The organism is Marinicellulosiphila megalodicopiae, assembly GCF_045862395.1.
In the GTDB taxonomy this organism is placed as follows: Bacteria; Pseudomonadota; Gammaproteobacteria; order Pseudomonadales; family Natronospirillaceae; genus Marinicellulosiphila; species Marinicellulosiphila megalodicopiae.
This window is the reverse complement of record NZ_AP023087.1, coordinates 3,817,854-3,835,845: the sequence shown is the minus strand read 5'-3', so window position 1 is coordinate 3,835,845 and position 17,992 is coordinate 3,817,854. Positions and strand designations below refer to the sequence as shown.

The following is a 17,992-nucleotide window of genomic DNA, read 5'->3' as shown; positions in this document are numbered from 1 at the left end:
AAAGACATGAAAAAAGTAAATCACTCAGTATTTGGTAATCGCCGAAGCTTTTTAAAAAACATGAGCAAAGTAGGCTTTTCTTCGGCTTTACTTAACGCACCTTTAGCTGGTTCCGGATTATTGTGGACGCGTGGCGCATTAGCCGCCGAAGACGGTGTCGCTCCAAAGCGCTTAGTCACCATACACGTAACCAACGGTGCGCACCCAGAAACATGGCACCCAACTGGCCAAGGCAACAACTTCACTTTACCCCAAGGCAGTGCGCCTTTTGAGGCAGTGAAAGACAAATGCTTGTTTTTTGATGGCTTTACAGGTGTAGGCGGACACGGTCCACATCATTATTGCGTAAGTAACGACAAAGATACTTCTCTAGATATTTATGCTTCAAAAATAATAGGCGCTGACAACCCATACGCATCATTGCACATGGCCGCTGCCACACAAGGCGGCTTATCAAGAATTAACAGAAGCGGCATACCCTTTGAGTTAAACCCATTAAGTGTGTACGAACGCTTATTTCCACAACCTCAGGGCGGTGGCGGAACCGACTGGACGACGATAAGACGCCAGGGCATTTTAGGAACAAACCTACAAATGCTTAACGACTTACAATCCAAAGTAAATGGCGTACAAAGCCAGCGTTTACAATTACACGCTGATTCAGTCGAAGCCCTTTCAAGACGTATCACAAAATTAGCCTCTGGCGGCTCCGCTGCCTGTACCCGTCCATTTTGGGATGGTCTAGCCGTAGATGGCACCAACCTAGCAGCCGATGCCGTTGATCGCGCAACCGTTGATCAGCGTACCGACTTATTTATGGACTTAAGTGTCATGGCACTTAAGTGCGACCTAACCCGTGTCATCACATTCAGTTTTGGTGATTCGGGGGCTGAAATGTTAGTGCCAGGTGTAGATGAAAGCTGGCACGGTTGCCAACACGGCTATCGTAACGAATTGAAAAACCCAGTGGCACGAAGCTGGTTCAGTAGCAAAATGGTGAACCTAATGAATCAACTGGCAGAAGAGCCAGATTTAGATGGCCGCACCATGCTAGATAACACATTAATCTACCTAACCTCCGACATGGGCAACGGCTCAAGCCACATCAACACCCGTACCCCAATTATCCTTGCAGGTAACGATCTAAACGCAGGTCGAGTGATGGATATGGGTGGCATCAAGTGGGATGGATTATTTGATACCATCGCCGTGTCATTAGGCATAGATATCGACGCTCCAGACTATCCACAATATGGCAATGGCGCAGGTGTGATACCTTCAGTCTTAGCATAATTCCAAGTCATCCGTAGCTTGAAAAACGCTCCAATCGCAACCCTCTGAAAATCGTAGTTTTCAGAGGGTTGTCCCAATCTGTAGGTTCCGGATTCATTCGGAAAAAACTATCCAAGCATTACGAAAAAACATCATCCACAAATCGACCTCAATGCAGAAATTAATATCATCTGTAGGTTCCGGATTCATTCGGAAAAAACTATCCAAATCAATACGAAAAAAAACATCATCCACAAATCGACCTCAATGCAGAAATTAATATCACCTGTAGGTTCCGGATTCATTCGGAAAAAACTATCCAAATCAATACGAAAAAAAACATCACCCACACATCGACCTCGATGCAGAAATTAATCTCACCTGTAGGTTCGTGATTCATTACGAAAAAACTATCTAAAGCAAAACGAAAACATCATCCACACATCGACCTCGATATAGAAATGAATATCACCTGTAGGTTTGTGATTCATTACGAAAAAACTATCTAAATCAATACGAAAAATATCAACCAGCGACTGCAACCAACAAAACAATTATACAATTCTGCAAAAAATTATAAAAATGCCTGTCTAGTTTTCCATACCTGTAGGTTCGTGATTCATTACGAAAAAAACATCCAAAACAAAACGAAAAAAAACATCATCCAAACGTCGTCCTCGATATAAAAAATAATCTCACCTGTAGGTTCCGGATTTATCGTCACAGGGATGTGACTAATTAGAATTGTGCCTGGAGCATGCAATCGTTCGGAAAAACTATCTAAATCAATACGAAAAACATCACCCAGCAGCTTCAATCAAAAAACAATTATACAAACTCAGCACAAATTTCTAAAAATGCCTGTCTAGTTTTCCATACCTGTAGGTTCGTGATTCAGTACGAAAAAACTATCCAAATCATTAAAAAAATAACACCCACACGTCGTCCTTGATATAGAAATTAATCTCACCTGTAGGTTCGTGATTCATTACGAAAAACTATTCAAATCTATAAAAAAACGCATTACATATTTCCCCTATTATTGCTGACTGGATATACAGAATTGGCCAAAAAAATAGTAAATCCAGCTCAAAGACAACACCTTGTAAAATAAAGTAGGCGATAGAAATATCAGGCAGTTTCTGTACGTCCTTAACTCACTGCATTAATGCATCCCTGCATGTCAAATTTTCTGTATTTTTCTCAAAAAAATAGTAAGCAATATTTTGAAAATAGAAAATAACTGGGTATAGTGTTGCCTTAAACTAACTAACTAACTGACGGACTTTATTTAAAATATTTAAAACAGATTTTTTCCGACTAATAACATGTTATATTCCTAGAATTAAGATTTTATGCTAAATAATTGGTTGAACGAATTAAAGAATAAAATAGTAATTATTAATTCAACTGAATTGAATAATGAAGCTCATGAAAATATGTATACTTTTGGAATTTCAGAGCGTGATATTAAAGATTGGGGCACGGAGTCAATTAACCAATTTATTATTGAATGTAGAGACTTGTACTTATCTAAAAAACCTAATATCCCTATGATATTTTATAGTTGGTTTGATAATCAAGCTGGGCAATTACGGATTAGCATGGTATCGAGCTCTCATAATAAATTGCCATTTGGGTCAAGAATACAAGAGTGTGAATTAGGTGAAATGCTTGATAATATATACGGCACAGAAGACATCTCATTTTTTAAGAAGCGTAAATTAAAAGTGTGGTGTACAGAAATATAATCGGGTAGCCAAATTATTAAAAGGCTCTTGAGGTCTGAAGTCAAGATTTGACCCCCAGTCCTCTCTAAGATTTGACCCCCTGTCCTCTCTTGAGGTCTGAAGTCAAGATTTGACCCCCAGTCCTCTTGTTTAAGAAGCGTAAATTAAAAGTGTGGTGTACAGAAATATAATCGGGTAGCCAAATTATTAAAAGGCTCTTGAGGTCTGAAGTCAAGATTTGACCCCCAGTCCTCTCTAAGATTTGACCCCCAGTCCTCTCTTGAGGTCTGAAGTCAAGATTTGACCCCCAGTCCTCTTGATTTTTTGGTTTATGGCTTTATGGTTCTTTATTAGCCGAGTTCACCAATTAGTTGATCTATGCCATTACTAGAGTCTTCAATTATTATATCCAACTCATATTTAACTTTTTGATAATCTAACGGTAACGATCGACTGCTTAATAGCAATTGATTAATTAACTGAAAGTTTTTTGAGTTATTAATAAGCTCTGTAGGTGAATCTGAAACAATGTATAATTTATTCTTTTTAATACTCGAACTATACAGTTCAACGTAAAAATCCCTTTCCTCTTTTTTATCCCTTTCCTCTTTTTTATCTTTTTTATCTAAAAATAATTCTGGGAGTTTATATTTCAAGATACGAACTATCATATCTTCTCGACTTAGAATACTTACTCCATAAACAAAGCCCTCATCCTGCAGAAAAGTAATCATTTGAGATACCTCGGTGCTTTTATCTTTGCAATTATTCTTTACTGCTAGAGCATCTGGATTATTTTCATTCCAAAAAATTTCATCAGTGAAATCAAATACCTCAACATCAATAATCTTAAATCCATATTTTTTACCAAATAACAAGCTGACTCTTTTTTCTATATCTTCAAGTTTTATTCTTTTGTTTGTAATATTTTTATAATTAGAATTATGATAATTAATATATTCCTCTAGCACTTTTTTCACTACCGATGAACGTAAAGAACTAAAATCAATATCGGCACATAATTCAAATATATTCTTGTATGACGACCATTCATTTGAATTATAAAAATATAGTAACAGGCTTTGTTGCTTCTCTTTTGCATCGTTACAAATGAACATAGAAGAGAAATATTCCATTAAAGATTTATGGGACCAGCGAAGATTACTCCCTTCTTTAACAAATAGTGGTACTGTTGTAGTAAGATCCTTAACAAAATTTACTGCACTAGTGTTTACACCACTTGTAGTTGAAATAATTTCCTGAACAATAATTTCTAATTGATCCTTTTGAAATTCAATTTTCCCACCATTTTTAAGGCACCAAAACCCAAGTCTTCTAAGTAGAAGATGGAATTCTGAAGAGTCTAATTTAGAGTGTTTAGGTCGTACGAAACTAATTTCTTTACTTAAATCGTGTGATTCAAAAAGAGCTTCATATACTTGAGAATAAAATAAATGTTTTTTTTGTGGGATTACTGTTTTGTGTCTATATGCACAAAATAACAACGATACATACAAAGGCGTTGATAAGAATTCTTTTAGCCCCCTGTCTCTGCTACGTTGAATACCCGATATCAATTTCTTAGATACATCACCTTTAGGATTATATTTTGCTAGAAGGCTAAATGCTTCTTTTTCTTCTAAAGGTGTAATTGTAAATCTAGTAAAATCATAAAATTCGGAAAGATATGACTCTGATCTAGATGTAATTAATATTTTAGGTTCACCTAAATCATCAATGAATTTTCTTATCTCTTTAATTATGTAGTCTTTATTTTCAATATCAACTTCATCTAAACCATCGAATAAGTATACTAAGGGTAATTGTTTTAAAAATTCAATAGGCTGGTTAGTATCGACACCAAACCTTGAAGTTATTTGACTAGCTAAAGGTTTTTTAACCAACTGTCTTAGCTCAATAAATACAGGAATATGCTCTTCTTTCTGCATTATATTAAGAAACACTCTTTTTGATAATGTAGACTTTCCCATACCTGCAGTATCACTTACTAATACTTTATTACTATTTTTAAAAATATCGGCTTCGTTATTAATAACGATCTCATTGTCGTTATCACCTATAATTTTTAATGGAATATATAAGTCTTCTAATTTTTTTCGGGGTGTTCGGGAAGGCAATGGTGTTCATTGTTGAACACAGTCCTGATGTCCTTGCAATATATTTAACAGATTCTTTTTCAAAAGTTTTATTGTCTGCTCTGTTTTTAAAATACTTTGAAATTTTATCGGTAATTATAGGCTTAAGCTTTTCATTGAAAAGTTTTTTAGCTAATGGAGTACTAAGTTTAACAGCACTTTCTAAAGTAATAGTTTCTAACATTAATTCCCTTTTGGGCTACACATAGCCTCTAATTTAGATAAAATCATAACATTGTATTAGACGGAATTTTTCTTTATTTGTCATTTTTAAAATATACCGTCGATTTGATTGAAGTCCAAACTATACCTAGCTTCACTTGAATTTCCAATAATTATAACTACTATTTTATGAAATTAAGCGGGGTCAAAACTTGACTTCGGACATCAGTTCGAAGATCGTGAAGTCTAAAGTCAAGATATAACCCTAATTTTTACTAATTTTTAACTTATTTTTAAAAAATATAAAAAAATTAAAACCGACGAAAAACACGTCGCGTTAATTTTTTTTTCGCGATGAATACACAAATCCCCCGCGCTTTTTTGTGCGGATTATTAGAACGATAAGTGATTTGAGGACCGAAATAAATGTTGAATTCTTTAAGAGATCAGGAAAGTTTAATTGAGGAGGTTAAAAGTCTTTGTATTTTTAATGATAAAGGTTGGGGAGGTGACACAAGCTCGCCATCGGCAATAGAAATGGAAACAGATAAAAAAATGGAAAAAATACAAAATTTAATGTCAGCAGTTGGCATTTGTGCCCTGCCAGAAAAATTTATTAATGCTGTTGAAAGTGGTCTTGTACGAAATGATGTGGGTGGTGAATACTATCGTTGCTTAATCTCTCATTTCAAAGAAATTAAGCGGGGTCAAAACTTGACTTCGGACATCAGTTCGAAGATCGTGAAGTCTAAAGTCAATATTTGCCCCTAATTTTTTTAATAACATGTTAAGCACAAATTATGAATGAAATAGCATTGCTGGGTTTAGAGCTAGATAAGCTTAAATCAGTTTATCGTAAATCCTATATTACTGACGGCTCGCGAAATGAAAATTCAGCTGAGCATAGCTGGCATTTAGCTGTAGCTCTTATGGGATATTCGAGCTTAATTCCTGCCGATGTCGATATAAATAAGTGCATCCAAATGGCTTTGTGTCACGACATATGTGAAATTGGTGCAGGTGATGTTTGTGCATATCACGACACAAGCGGTAAGTATGAGCAAGAATTTGAATATATGGATGAGTTTCGTTCAAGGTTTCCTACGTTTGGGAACAATGCCAAAGAATTATGGGAAGAGTATGAGGCTGGAGTCACAACAGAAAGCCAATGGGTTAAAGTATTTGATAAATTACTACCCTTTCTCTTAAACATAGCATCCGAAGGCCGTACTTGGATGGAACAGGATATAACGAGGTCTATGGTTGTAAAACATAATGCGTTTATTGGCGATGTTGCTCCCGAATTACTCAAATGGATGTACGTAGAAATAGATAAAGCAGTAAACGCTGGGTGGTTAGACCCAGCTTAACAAGGCATTGTTGGTCGGCCCGCCAAACCGTTTTGCGGCGGGCACTGGACTCGCTGCCGCTCGCCCCAAAATTTGGCGTTAGGCGAATAAATGTGAATTAAGAGGGTTCAAAACTTGACTTCGGACATCGGTTCGAAGATCGTGAAAATTAAGCGGGGTCAAAACTTGACTTCGGACATCAGTTCGAAGATCGTGAAGTCTAAAGTCAAGATACAACCCTAATTTTTACTAATTTTTAACTTATTTTTAAAAAATATAAAAAAATTAAAACCGACGAAAAACACGTCGCGTTAATTTTGTTTTTTCCGCGATGAATACACAAATCCCCCGCGCTTTTTTGTGCGGATTATTAGAACGATAAGTGATTTGAGGACCGAAATAAATGTTGAATTCTTTAAGAGATCAGGAAAGTTTAATTGAGGAGGTTAAAAGTCTTTGTATTTTTAATGATAAAGGTTGGGGAGGTGACACAAGCTCGCCATCGGCAATAGAAATGGAAACAGATAAAAAAATGGAAAAAATACAAAATTTAATGTCAGCAGTTGGCATTTGTGCCCTGCCAGAAAAATTTATTAATGCTGTTGAAAGTGGTCTTGTACGAAATGATGTGGGTGGTGAATACTATCGTTGCTTAATCTCTCATTTCAATAAGCCGGAAAACAGTGACACTTAAAATAACCTCATGTCACTGCACCTTTTAACAATTCACCCTATGTCAGCATAAAGTTTGTCCGATCCTATTTATGCAATCAGCGGCTCTATTTTTAATCTATAACAGAACTAATTAACACACACACAATCTAAGCAACAAAACGTCACAAAAATAAAATAACGATTTAATCTCACTAAACTAATCAAAAAAAACAGATTGATTATTTAATGACATGAAGCTGGTCAAAACTTGACTTAGGACATCGGTTCGAAGATCGTGAAGTCTGAAGTCAAGATTTGACCCTAATTTCCCAGGTAAATTTAATGCATATTCAATGTAATCTTAGATATTTTCAAATTTAATTATAGTCTACTGATTTTATTTAATTAGATGAAAAAACAATTTGTTGCGAATCTTTACTTATACACTTAAACCTTAATTAAAATACTAATTTTATTAAAAAAAGTCGATATTAAATGAATAATACCGGCTTACAAATAACGTCTTAAAAACACCTCAATAAAAAATCGTACTTCGACAACATTTACTTTTTATATTTATATTTATATTTATTCAATGATATCTATGGCTACTGAGACTGACTTCCTTAATTCATTTAAATCTTTTGTTGTTCGAGAAGCCACTATTTTCAACCCTGCTAGAATGTCTCTAAATTCATTAGTGCTTTCAATGGATGCAGAGAGCGATTGCCCAGTTACATAACTAAAATCTAACACTTGAATCATACGAGCTATGAATGAAATAAATTCAGAAAATTCATTTAAGGACCGAGATAATCGCCTTATTTCTTTAGAGAAATCATTTAAAGATTGATCACTGCATTTTGATAACACTTTACTCATAGCATCTAATGACCAGCCAAAATTAACTTGTTGCTCTGCAACTTTCATTTGACTATTTTCTTTTTGATTTTTAAATTCTACCTGTGTCAGTAGTTGTAAATAACCTAACGATGAATGCAATGTCGCGCCAGTAATGGCACTGACAATGGAGGAAATATCTTTATTTAATCGTTTTATTTCAATGCCAATTGATACGCGTGTACGCGAAATTTCGTCACTGACTACACACAAAGATTTCCCGTCTGACCCCAACCGGGCAGCTCGAAATTTTGTATTAGTTGCAATGGAATGTAATTCTTTATCAATAAATAAAAAACTAGATTGTTTGTCCTTGATGGATAACCCACACTCAACTAATTGATCAAGCTTAGCAAACACCCGAATTAAGCGCGCCACCACAATGGCGTTATTGCCTTGCTTGGGGTAATTAAGACTAGTATTTTGTTTTTGTATTTCATTTGAATGCGCGCTCATTTCTACTCTTAAACTTGCATTCATAAATTCGTCGTAAGTTGAAAACCCTAACTCATTTAATCGAGTATTAAGTAATTCATAAGCAGACATCATGGCATCTTGACGATTACCAGAAAAATTATTTTCGTGCTCTACCAGTTCTTTATATAGCTTCTTGGTGATTGGAAAAATGTCAGACGACGGTTTGATTCGTATTGAAATATGTCGATCACCCAAAGAGGAAACCAACGCATATACCCAATAATAACGACCGTCTTTTGCTAGATTTTTTACATAAGCACCTATGACTTTACCTTGTTTTAAATACTCCCAAAACAAATAAAATACACAGCGGGGCATATCAGGATGACGAATAATATTATGCGGCTTGTCAATAATTTCATCGGGGTCATATTCTGATACCCGCATAAATACGTCATTTGCACATTCAATCACACCGCGAGAATCGGTAATCGAGAAAAAACGTTCGCTTAAATCGAATTGTCTTGATTCATCAATAAGATTGATTTTATTAACCATAAACCAGGCCTGAGCATTAAGTTCTTTTATTTATCCTAGCACAAACTTCACAATGCATTACTTTACTTTACAACATTCATGGGGTTTTAAGTCTATTTCCCCCGCCCTCCTGTATATCGGTATGCGCTATTCGGTATTCAAGGAACCTAGAACCACTAGAGAGCCGCACCGAGACTAATGATTGCAATATTTTATATAGAGAAATGACGAATCTCTTTTCACTTCCATTGTCGCGTTTTATCTGTTCACCATTTATGTTACTGGCACAGATCTAACACCAGTAACCCTATAAGCGTGTAAAGCATCAGTACGTATATCTTTGCAAGTAACCGTGTTTTATGTGACTACACTGACTAAAGAGACTCTAGCGCTAAGCCTTTGAGAAAGCTGCCTACTCTCGACTTTACGTTGCTGCCAGCCTATGTATATCGATTCATTCCACTCCTTGATTAAGAGAATTGTTGAAGCCCTAAATTAACCTTAGTTATTCAATGCGCGCTATTAGTACGATCGAATATTAAAAATGAAAAAAGTTTAGCAGTATCTAAGGATTCTCTTCTATATATAATGGAAAACACAACACAAATTGACTTCCTTCATTAAGTACACTTTTCACAGTAACCGAGCCAGAAAACTCCTGAACAATTCCATGAATAATAGAAAGCCCCAAACCCGTACCTTTACCCACTTCTTTAGTTGTATAAAATGGATCAAACAGTTGTTCCAATGTAACAGCGTCCATTCCTGTTGCGTCATCTGAAATAGTAACATCCACATGATCATCTTGAGTAACCATCTCAATATTTATTGTAACATGCGGTTGATTGACTTTTTTTGCATCAATAGAATTACCAATTAAATTCGTAAAAATTTGAATTATTTCACTTTCGTCCCCCAGTATTAAACAATTATTTGACTTAAAATTTAAAATTGCATTTTGTTTTATTTTATTTTACTTGCATTATCTATTATAAGGAAACTATTGTACCGAAATAGGTTCGCGTATTACCTTGAGATAGACATAGACATAGACACCCAAAACACATTAAAGGCTAATACTTAGGTATTGGCCTTTTTTATGGCTGATAAACTATCATTCCCTAAACCCAATCAGTAACAATCGCTAGATTTTGATTTTCTATATTCGCTGGGTGTCATTGAGGTTTCTTTTTTGAATGCTTTGTAAAAAGATGATCGAGCATTGAATCCGCAAGCTTCAGAAATATCTAAAACTGTTAATTTTTTTTCAATAAGCATGGATTTAGCTAATTGTATGCGCCAGCTATTGATGTAATCACAAAAGTTAATATCTAAATACGCATTGAGTGTTTGTGAAATATTATGGGTCGAAATATTGGTGGCTTGAGAGAGCGACATTAAGGAAATGTCGTGATCTAAATACACTTTGGATTCTTGAAAAAGAGTATTTATTTTATTGGCAATTCGTTCAAAATCTTGTTGTGTTAAGGCTGAGTTTTTATATTTAGTGTTTGTTGTTTCGTTGTTGCCAACACTTTCATTTAATGCAAGTTCTTGTTGAATTTTCTCACTATTGTACAACCCTTCAAAGCCGGGTTTTTGTCTTAAACCCCACATTGAGATAGACCAAATGAAACCAAGTGACATTAATTTAAAACTGAGTAAATTAATTAAAGTGATTTCAAATATTGCATCGGCTAAAAAGTTAAGGCACATCAAACACCAAATTAATCCGATAGTGATTGTTAATATTATCAACCATGTGAGTTCTTTTTTGCTGTTACTTGCAAATAAGTGTTTTAACTGATTTTGGTATTGATACAAACGCTTCATAGATTTTAGCCAATACACACCTGACTGAGCGAGCCAAAAAATTAACAGCACAAATACAAAAATTGCCAATCCACCTAAGGCCGACAGATTCCCTTCAATGGACATTAATAAATCATCATCAACCTCGCCAATTAATAGGTTGTGTTGTGTCTCTAAAGAAAATAAAAACATGCAAATGGCGGCTAATCCCCCTAGGCCAGCAGGAATAAAATGCAACAGGTGACCAAGTTTAAATCGCCATTTTGTTTGTGAAGTTAGCCCTTGGCAGTACATCCATGAAAAAGGACCCAAGCATAAAAGTGCAGGTAAAGTTAGCGCAATAAAATAGGTTTGTTGGGCGGGCACAAACGTTGAAAAAACAGGACCGGCTGTAATGAATCCATTTAAAAAAATAAAGGCAGCTAAACAATAATACACATGAGAGTGACGAGCACGGCTTAATAATAACGAAACACTTAACAGCATTTGTCCCAAACTTAATAAACATATTGCTAATATGAGTTGTTGATTCAATAGATGACTCCAATAAAAATAACCAAAAATCTGTCTTAATTGATCAAAACAGACAAAATACAACTAAAAAACTGTCCTAACCGATGAATAAAGTCGAAGTTAATCAATTTATTACTTAATTTAACACCACATTTTAAAACAGGTAGAAAGTATGTGGGGATTTATTTTATTACATGTGGGCACAGGCATATTAGCTATGTTGTTTGGATTAATCAGTTTGGTCAGTACAAAAGGAAGTAAACGGCACATTCAATTTGGCAAAGGCTATGTGGGGTTGATGTTAGTATCGGCTATTTTGGGCATGGTATACGCCTTGATTGTCCCGAACCAAATTCTGACTTTTTTTGCTGGATTATTAACTGCCTACTTATTAATTACTTCATTTATGGCGTTTCGCAAAAATAATCAACCATTCAAAAATTTAGACCTGTTATTAATATTAAGCGTTTGGGGTTGTGCATTGTGTTTAATTAGTTTGGCTGTCGTAGCATTTAAATCGCCAAATCAAATGGTTTATGGTTACGATTTTTCAGCTTATGCTTTTATAGGGGGCATCGCATTGATAGCGGGAATATTCGATTTAATTCGACTTTCAGGACGATTACAAACTAGAAAACACAACATCACCCGACATCTATGGCGTATGGGTTTTACTTATTTTGTGGCGGTGGGTTCGTTTTTTACAGGCCAAGGGGCTAAATATTTTCCAGAATATCTTCAAGACAGTGGATGGTTAGAATTACCTGAGTTATTGGTTGTTGCGTGTATTGTTTATTTTAGTTTGCGTGTATGGATAGCAAAGCGGGTATTTTAGTAATTCGAAATTGTGACTTAAATTTGATGTGGGTGTATAAAATTAAAAGAATAGTGTTTTTGTGTTGAATTGTTTATGTCAAAAAATAAGCTGTAATCTATTTTAATAGCTCGCTTTGTAAGTTAAATTACAGTTTTGCATTCAATCAAGTAATCTTTATTTCAAGACGTAATTACCTAAATTTTATTATGAAACTTTAAATGATCGTATCTGTGTATTATTTTCTTCAGCAATATTTCCTAACTCGATAAATTAAGCGGGGTCAATAAATTAAGCGGGGTCAAAACGTACGCCGTTACCGGCAATATATCTAGCAGGTTAAAGTCCTGTCCTAGGAATTACTCATTCACCTAGGTAGCACTGAAAAGCAGTGTTCAAGTAATTGGATGCTGTAAGTTTTTCAAAGGCAAAACCGCAGACCGCAACGCAAGTGAATCTGTTTAGCCTCGTTAACTAAATAAGGACGCTGACTCTCTGTTTTGAAGGGGAAAGCTGTCATCTTTCAATCAAAAATATGATTTCTGATCTGTCTTTTTTTTAGACAGTCACAAACATGTTTAATGAGCATGAACGAAAGAGTCCTTCGGGGTTATAAGAGTGGTATGTGGTGGAAGATACATTGTGCAGGACGGGAGATCCAATAAGGTGATTTTTGCAGAATCAACGGTCATTTATAAGCGAAGAGCGAAATGATGACGGGCTTTATTGGAAGTCAGAGGGGCTAATAGTACCGTTTGAGGGTGAGCGACAACATAACGACACCCAAGGGAAGTGGCTCTACTTTATTCATGTAACCAAAGAGGAAAAGGCTCAGATGATTGCATTATGCTATTAACATCTTCCAGTTTGAAAAAACGAGTCGGTGACCTTCAGAGGAAACTATTTCAAAAAGCCAAACAACAATCCACATTTTGCTTTTATTCAATCTATGACAAGGTTTATCGTTTGGATGTCCTGCAATATGCTTACGAACTTGTTAAGAAAAACAATGGCAAACCTGGTTTAGATCGGGTGACATTTGAAACAATAGAACGAGAAATATCAAAGTGGCGTTACTTAAATATTTTACAATCTAAGCTTAAATTTAATTCCTATCAATCCAGTCCAATTAAACGTGTCGACATACCGAAAGGTAATGGCGAAACTCGTCCGTTGGGTATCCCGAATATTGAAGATCGAATCATCCAAATGGCTGTTAAAATTGTCATTGAACCAATTTTTGAATCGGGCTTCAGTAATAACAGTTACGGATTTCGTCCTAATCGATCGGCTCATCAAGCCATGAACAGTATTACTCAATCGTTAAGATCGGGACATACACAAGTGATTGATGCTGACCTGTCGAAATACTTTGATACCATCGCGCACGTTAAGCTCATGAAGTTAGTATCGCTGAGAGTTTCTGATAAGAAAGTATTAGCGTTATTAAATCAATGGTTAAAGTCGGTGGTGATCAAAGTAGAAAAGAGCGGAAAACAAACGGTTATTGCAGGTGGTAAGAAAAGTAAATTAGGCACACCTCAAGGTGGTGTTATCTCGCCATTATTGGCCAATATCTATCTGGATGTATTGGATAGAATATGGGACAAACACAATTTAGCATTTAAATTAAAAGCGAAAATAGTCCGATACGCTGACGATTTAGTGATTCTTTGTAAAAATGAAACAGATGCATCATATAAAGTGTTAACACAAGTTTTGGGTAAATTAGATTTACAACTTAATGGAGACAAAACTGAAGTGGTAGATTCGCTAAAAGAGAAGTTTAATTTTCTAGGTTTTGAAATTTCAATGGCAAAAAGCAAACAATCAGGAAAAGTATTCCCGATGGTTGAGCCGTCACAGAAATCGATGAAAAAAGTAAGTGAGAAGATTAAATTTTACACTCGAAGAGCGATGAATCCAGTACCGATAAATGAAGTGGTTAGACAATTAAATGCAACAGTCAGAGGCTGGTGCAATTATTTTTATTATGGTTACGGTCATCGAAAAATAAAGAAGATCCGATACTATATGGAAGAAAGTCTGCGACACCAACTAAGGTACAGACACAAGGTGAGAAATAGAGGGGCGAGTTATCATAAATTTCCAAGGCAGTATTTGTACGGTTATTTAGGGTTGTATCAGCCACCAGTAAAACCGCGTTGGAAAGTTGTGCATGCTTGAGAAGAAGGATATCGGAAAGCCGTATGCGGGAGAACCGCACGTACGGTTTGATGAGGGGAGGCTGTCATGTTTTTTTAGATGTGGCTGTCTTCTACTCTATTTGACTTCGGACATCAGTTCGAAGATCGTGAAGTCTAAAGTCAAGATATAACCCTAATTTTTAACTTATTTTTAAAAAATATAAAAAAATTAAAACCGACGAAAAACACGTCGCGTTAATTTTTTTTCGCGATGAATACACAAATCCCCCGCGCTTTTTTGTGCGGATTATTAGAACGATAAGTGATTTGAGGACCGAAATAAATGTTGAATTCTTTAAGAGATCAGGAAAGTTTAATTGAGGAGGTTAAAAGTCTTTGTATTTTTAATGATAAAGGTTGGGGAGGTGACACAAGCTCGCCATCGGCAATAGAAATGGAAACAGATAAAAAAATGGAAAAAATACAAAATTTAATGTCAGCAGTTGGCATTTGTGCCCTGCCAGAAAAATTTATTAATGCTGTTGAAAGTGGTCTTGTACGAAATGATGTGGGTGGTGAATACTATCGTTGCTTAATCTCTCATTTCAATAAGCCGGAAAACAGTGACACTTAAAATAACCTCATGTCACTGCACCTTTTAAAAATTCACCCTAAAATTAAGCGGGGTCAACAATTAAGCGGGGTCAAAACAATTAAGCGGGGTCAAAACTTGACTTCGGACATCAGTTCGAAGATCGTGAAGTCTAAAGTCAAGATTTGACCCTAATTTTTAAACAACCCTAAATCATCTGTGAATCGCAAAAACACACAAATATCCAATTGCCCGATTTGCCTTTCTGGGCTAATATAACTAACTAACCAGTCAGTTAGTTAGTTGTTTATATATGAACGAATCAAACCAACAAAAAAGCACAAGCCCAGTAAATACAAGGGCTCGAAGTGATGAGTCAAAGGCTTTGCGTCGAAGCGAAATCTTAAATGTGGCATTAGATGCCTTTTTTGAAAAAGGCTTCAAAGCGACCCGGCTTGATGATATTGCCAAAGGGGCGGGCATGACTAAGGGGGCGTTGTATCTGTATTTTGATTCAAAAGAGTCGTTGTTTGTGGGGTTAATTGAAGAGATGGCGCAGCCAAAGTTAGAGGGTATGAAACAATTGCTCAACACAACTGACAGCGCAAGTGACGCCATGCTTAAAATTATGAGTAAGTTTGCATCGCATTTAAACGGTAGTCAGTTGCCAAAATTAATGAAAATTTTAATTGCAGACAGTGGCGCGTTTCCAGATATGGTGACGTTGTATCGTGAGTCATTAATTAAAAAAGGACTCGCATTAATTGAAAGCATTTTGCAACAAGGCAAAGACAGTGGTGAGTTTTATATTGATGCCCCCCACTTGGTCGCAAAATTAGTGATCGCGCCGATGATATTTACAGCCATTTGGAAAACCGTTTTTGAAAAAACAGATAACCAAATATTAGACGCAAAAAAATTATTAGAAACCCACATACAAATATTCCTAAACGGAATCAAACATCCTTTGGAGCAAAGTCATGAATAAATGTAAGCATAAACAACTTGTCCATTTAATATTAGTTACGTTGTTTGCCTGTGTGATTGTGTTGCTACAAGGTTGTCAGTCTAATGAAAAAGATTCGGTTTTAATAGGTTATATCGAAGCAGACTACCGATACGTTAATTCGCAACAAGCAGGGTTAATTGTTAAGCAAAATGTTAAAGCAGGCGATGTGGTGTCAGAAGGGGATGTTGTTTTTGAATTAGATAAAACATTAATTAACTTACAAATAAAAGAAGTACAAGCACGAATTAATCAAGCGCAAGCATTAGTTAAAGACAGCCAACAAGGTTTGCGTGACGACGAAATAGACTCGTTAAAAGCGCAGTTAAATGAATCTCAAACCATTGTGGATTTAAAACAAAAAGAATTAACACGAACACAAAATTTATTAAAACAAGGATTGATTTCAAAATCCATTGGTGATGTGGCCTCCTCAGAATTTGAAACCGCACAGGCAAGAGTAAATACCATTCAAGCAAAAATACGTGCGGCGAATTTACCTGCACGAGACGGTGTGACCCAAAGCGCGTTAGCAAATCAATCAGCCATTGAACAACAACTGGCGCAATTAAATTGGCAATTATCACAGCGAGATATAGTGGCGCACTTTAGCGGTAAAATATTTGATGTGTATTATGAAAAAGGCGAACATATTTTTGCAAGGCAGCCATTAATTGCCATCGTTCCTAATAATGAATTAAGTGTAAAGTTTTTTGTTGAAGAACCTTTGTTATCTCAAATGAAATTAGGTAAAAAAGTATTTGTACATGCCGATGGTATCGCTAAGCCTATTGAAGCAAGCATTAGCTATATAGCCACAAAAGCACAATTTACACCGCCTGTTATTTATTCAAAAGATTCACGCGAAAAAATGGTATTTAAATTAGAAGCCATTATTTCATCGCCAGATATGTCTTTGCCTCTTGGTTTGCCTGTAGATGTCACGTTTAATTAATTGAGAAATGATTATGAGTGAAGAATATGTCATTGACGTACAAGGGTTGGTTAAACGCTTTGCAAATAAAATTGCTGTTAACTCTGTGGACCTGCAATTAAAAAAAGGCGAAGTATGGGGGTTTTTAGGTCCTAACGGTTCAGGTAAAACCACCACCATTCGTATGATTTGTGGTTTGTTGCATGCCGATGAAGGTCATGGCACGTGTTTAGGATTAGACATTCAAAAAGACGCTGAGCAAATTCGCAGACAAACCGGATACATGACACAGAGGTTTTCTTTTTGGTCGGACTTAAGTATTCGTGAAAATTTAGAGTTTGTGGCAAGACTGTATCAAATAAAAAACAAACGCCAAGTGATTGATGACACCTTAAAAAAACTGGGTTTGTTTGATCGACAAAAACAATTAGCCGGAGCATTGTCTGGCGGATGGAAGCAACGCTTGGCTTTGGCCGCAGTCACCATGCATAAACCCAAATTATTATTACTGGACGAGCCCACAGCAGGGGTGGATCCACAAGCACGCCGCGATTTTTGGGACGAAATACATCGCTTAAGTTTAGACGGCATGACTGTTTTGGTGTCCACACATTATATGGACGAAGCTGAGCGTTGTGACCAAATTGCGTATTTGGCTTATGGTGAATTAATCACCAAAGGTTCGGTACAACAGATTATTGATCAATCAGAATTAGTCACCATCAAAGGCGTTGGCTCGCAAGTAAGGGCGTTATTAAGCGAAATAAAAAACAATACCAATATCGAACAAGCGTCGTATTTTGGATCCGCCTTACATGTCAGTGGTCACGATATGACACTTATTAAACAAGGCATTGAGCAAGCGCAAACTAAATTAAATATTCACGACATTCAATGGCAAGAAGTGTCACCCACGTTAGAAGATGTGTTTATTGCATTAACACAACGAACTGGTGGCGACAAAAGAGGGCACGGATAATGGGCGCACTAAGCAGAA

General features: G+C 36.0%; 16 protein-coding genes. 11 read left to right on the top strand and 5 right to left on the bottom strand.

Going from position 1 to position 17,992, the window contains the following annotated elements; all coding sequences use genetic code 11:
* The first annotated feature begins 6 nt into the window (after window positions 1–6).
* Both TYM08_RS16515 and TYM08_RS16510 read left to right on the top strand, forming a co-directional pair.
* Window positions 7–1,293: a DUF1552 domain-containing protein gene (locus TYM08_RS16515; protein ID WP_422380250.1), complete on the top strand. Its 1,287-nt coding sequence runs from the start codon at window positions 7–9 to the stop codon at window positions 1,291–1,293.
* Between the two features lie 1,349 nt (window positions 1,294–2,642).
* Complete coding sequence (locus TYM08_RS16510) at window positions 2,643–3,023, top strand: hypothetical protein (RefSeq protein ID WP_422380249.1); 381 nt, start codon at window positions 2,643–2,645, stop codon at window positions 3,021–3,023.
* Between the two features lie 329 nt (window positions 3,024–3,352).
* Here the strand turns inward: TYM08_RS16510 and TYM08_RS16505 are convergent, their stop codons facing one another.
* Together TYM08_RS16505 and TYM08_RS16500 are read right to left on the bottom strand one after the other, a co-directional pair.
* The gene (locus TYM08_RS16505) at window positions 3,353–5,140 is read right to left on the bottom strand and encodes an NACHT domain-containing protein (RefSeq protein WP_422380248.1); all 1,788 of its coding nucleotides are present in this window, start codon (window positions 5,138–5,140) and stop codon (window positions 3,353–3,355) included.
* Window positions 5,076–5,342, bottom strand: a complete 267-nt coding sequence (locus TYM08_RS16500; RefSeq protein ID WP_422380247.1) for a hypothetical protein — start codon at window positions 5,340–5,342, stop codon at window positions 5,076–5,078. Before TYM08_RS16500 ends, TYM08_RS16505 begins: the two co-directional genes overlap by 65 nt.
* A gap of 404 nt (window positions 5,343–5,746) precedes the next feature.
* On the opposite strand from TYM08_RS16500, the gene TYM08_RS16495 reads away from it, so the two are divergent.
* The 3 genes from TYM08_RS16495 (at window position 5,747) to TYM08_RS16485 (ending at window position 7,363) form a co-directional block, all read left to right on the top strand.
* Entirely contained in the window at window positions 5,747–6,091 is a 345-nt protein-coding gene (locus TYM08_RS16495) for a hypothetical protein (RefSeq protein ID WP_422380246.1), read from the top strand.
* A 29-nt stretch (window positions 6,092–6,120) separates the two neighbouring features.
* Entirely contained in the window at window positions 6,121–6,690 is a 570-nt protein-coding gene (locus TYM08_RS16490) for an HD domain-containing protein (protein WP_422380245.1), read from the top strand.
* Between the two features lie 382 nt (window positions 6,691–7,072).
* Entirely contained in the window at window positions 7,073–7,363 is a 291-nt protein-coding gene (locus TYM08_RS16485; protein WP_422380241.1) for a hypothetical protein, read from the top strand.
* A 548-nt stretch (window positions 7,364–7,911) separates the two neighbouring features.
* Here TYM08_RS16485 and TYM08_RS16480 read toward each other — a convergent pair.
* The 3 genes from TYM08_RS16480 to TYM08_RS16470 all read right to left on the bottom strand — a co-directional run bounded on the left by TYM08_RS16480 (window position 7,912) and on the right by TYM08_RS16470 (window position 11,523).
* Window positions 7,912–9,198 carry a PAS domain-containing protein gene (locus tag TYM08_RS16480; protein ID WP_422380244.1) on the bottom strand — a complete coding sequence of 429 codons (1,287 nt, stop codon included), beginning with the start codon at window positions 9,196–9,198 and terminating at the stop codon, window positions 7,912–7,914.
* A 544-nt stretch (window positions 9,199–9,742) separates the two neighbouring features.
* On the bottom strand, window positions 9,743–10,096 hold the full coding sequence (locus TYM08_RS16475) for a sensor histidine kinase (RefSeq protein WP_422382843.1): 354 nt from the start codon (window positions 10,094–10,096) through the stop codon (window positions 9,743–9,745).
* A 212-nt stretch (window positions 10,097–10,308) separates the two neighbouring features.
* Window positions 10,309–11,523 (bottom strand): helix-turn-helix domain-containing protein, encoded by a 1,215-nt coding sequence (locus tag TYM08_RS16470; protein WP_422380243.1) that lies wholly within the window; start codon window positions 11,521–11,523, stop codon window positions 10,309–10,311.
* A 151-nt stretch (window positions 11,524–11,674) separates the two neighbouring features.
* Between TYM08_RS16470 and TYM08_RS16465 the strand changes: the two genes are divergently transcribed.
* From TYM08_RS16465 to TYM08_RS16440, 6 genes are all read left to right on the top strand, one after another.
* Entirely contained in the window at window positions 11,675–12,337 is a 663-nt protein-coding gene (locus TYM08_RS16465; RefSeq protein WP_422380242.1) for a hypothetical protein, read from the top strand.
* Window positions 12,338–13,162: 825 nt separating this feature from the next.
* A complete protein-coding gene (ltrA, locus tag TYM08_RS16460) occupies window positions 13,163–14,503 on the top strand; it encodes a group II intron reverse transcriptase/maturase (RefSeq protein ID WP_422379593.1) in 1,341 nt (446 codons plus the stop codon).
* Window positions 14,504–14,806: 303 nt separating this feature from the next.
* The gene (locus TYM08_RS16455; RefSeq protein WP_422380241.1) at window positions 14,807–15,097 is read left to right on the top strand and encodes a hypothetical protein; all 291 of its coding nucleotides are present in this window, start codon (window positions 14,807–14,809) and stop codon (window positions 15,095–15,097) included.
* Window positions 15,098–15,368: 271 nt separating this feature from the next.
* Window positions 15,369–16,043, top strand: coding sequence for a TetR/AcrR family transcriptional regulator (locus TYM08_RS16450; RefSeq protein WP_422380240.1), 675 nt, complete (start codon window positions 15,369–15,371; stop codon window positions 16,041–16,043).
* Complete coding sequence (locus TYM08_RS16445) at window positions 16,036–17,016, top strand: HlyD family secretion protein (RefSeq protein WP_422380239.1); 981 nt, start codon at window positions 16,036–16,038, stop codon at window positions 17,014–17,016. Before TYM08_RS16450 ends, TYM08_RS16445 begins: the two co-directional genes overlap by 8 nt.
* A 13-nt stretch (window positions 17,017–17,029) precedes the next feature.
* A complete protein-coding gene (locus tag TYM08_RS16440) occupies window positions 17,030–17,974 on the top strand; it encodes an ABC transporter ATP-binding protein (RefSeq protein ID WP_422380238.1) in 945 nt (314 codons plus the stop codon).
* Window positions 17,975–17,992: the final 18 nt, after the last annotated feature.

Bases quoted from the DNA above. Each gene is read 5' to 3' on its own strand.
- TYM08_RS16515 (WP_422380250.1), top strand. From the start codon at position 7: ATGAAAAAAGTAAATCACTCAGTATTTGGTAATCGCCGAAGCTTTTTA.
- TYM08_RS16500 (WP_422380247.1), bottom strand. From the start codon at position 5,342: ATGTTAGAAACTATTACTTTAGAAAGTGCTGTTAAACTTAGTACTCCA.
- TYM08_RS16495 (WP_422380246.1), top strand. From the start codon at position 5,747: ATGTTGAATTCTTTAAGAGATCAGGAAAGTTTAATTGAGGAGGTTAAA.
- TYM08_RS16490 (WP_422380245.1), top strand. From the start codon at position 6,121: ATGAATGAAATAGCATTGCTGGGTTTAGAGCTAGATAAGCTTAAATCA.
- TYM08_RS16485 (WP_422380241.1), top strand. From the start codon at position 7,073: ATGTTGAATTCTTTAAGAGATCAGGAAAGTTTAATTGAGGAGGTTAAA.
- TYM08_RS16480 (WP_422380244.1), bottom strand. From the start codon at position 9,198: ATGGTTAATAAAATCAATCTTATTGATGAATCAAGACAATTCGATTTA.
- TYM08_RS16465 (WP_422380242.1), top strand. From the start codon at position 11,675: ATGTGGGGATTTATTTTATTACATGTGGGCACAGGCATATTAGCTATG.
- ltrA (WP_422379593.1), top strand. From the start codon at position 13,163: ATGCTATTAACATCTTCCAGTTTGAAAAAACGAGTCGGTGACCTTCAG.
- TYM08_RS16455 (WP_422380241.1), top strand. From the start codon at position 14,807: ATGTTGAATTCTTTAAGAGATCAGGAAAGTTTAATTGAGGAGGTTAAA.
- TYM08_RS16450 (WP_422380240.1), top strand. From the start codon at position 15,369: ATGAACGAATCAAACCAACAAAAAAGCACAAGCCCAGTAAATACAAGG.
- TYM08_RS16445 (WP_422380239.1), top strand. From the start codon at position 16,036: ATGAATAAATGTAAGCATAAACAACTTGTCCATTTAATATTAGTTACG.
- TYM08_RS16440 (WP_422380238.1), top strand. From the start codon at position 17,030: ATGAGTGAAGAATATGTCATTGACGTACAAGGGTTGGTTAAACGCTTT.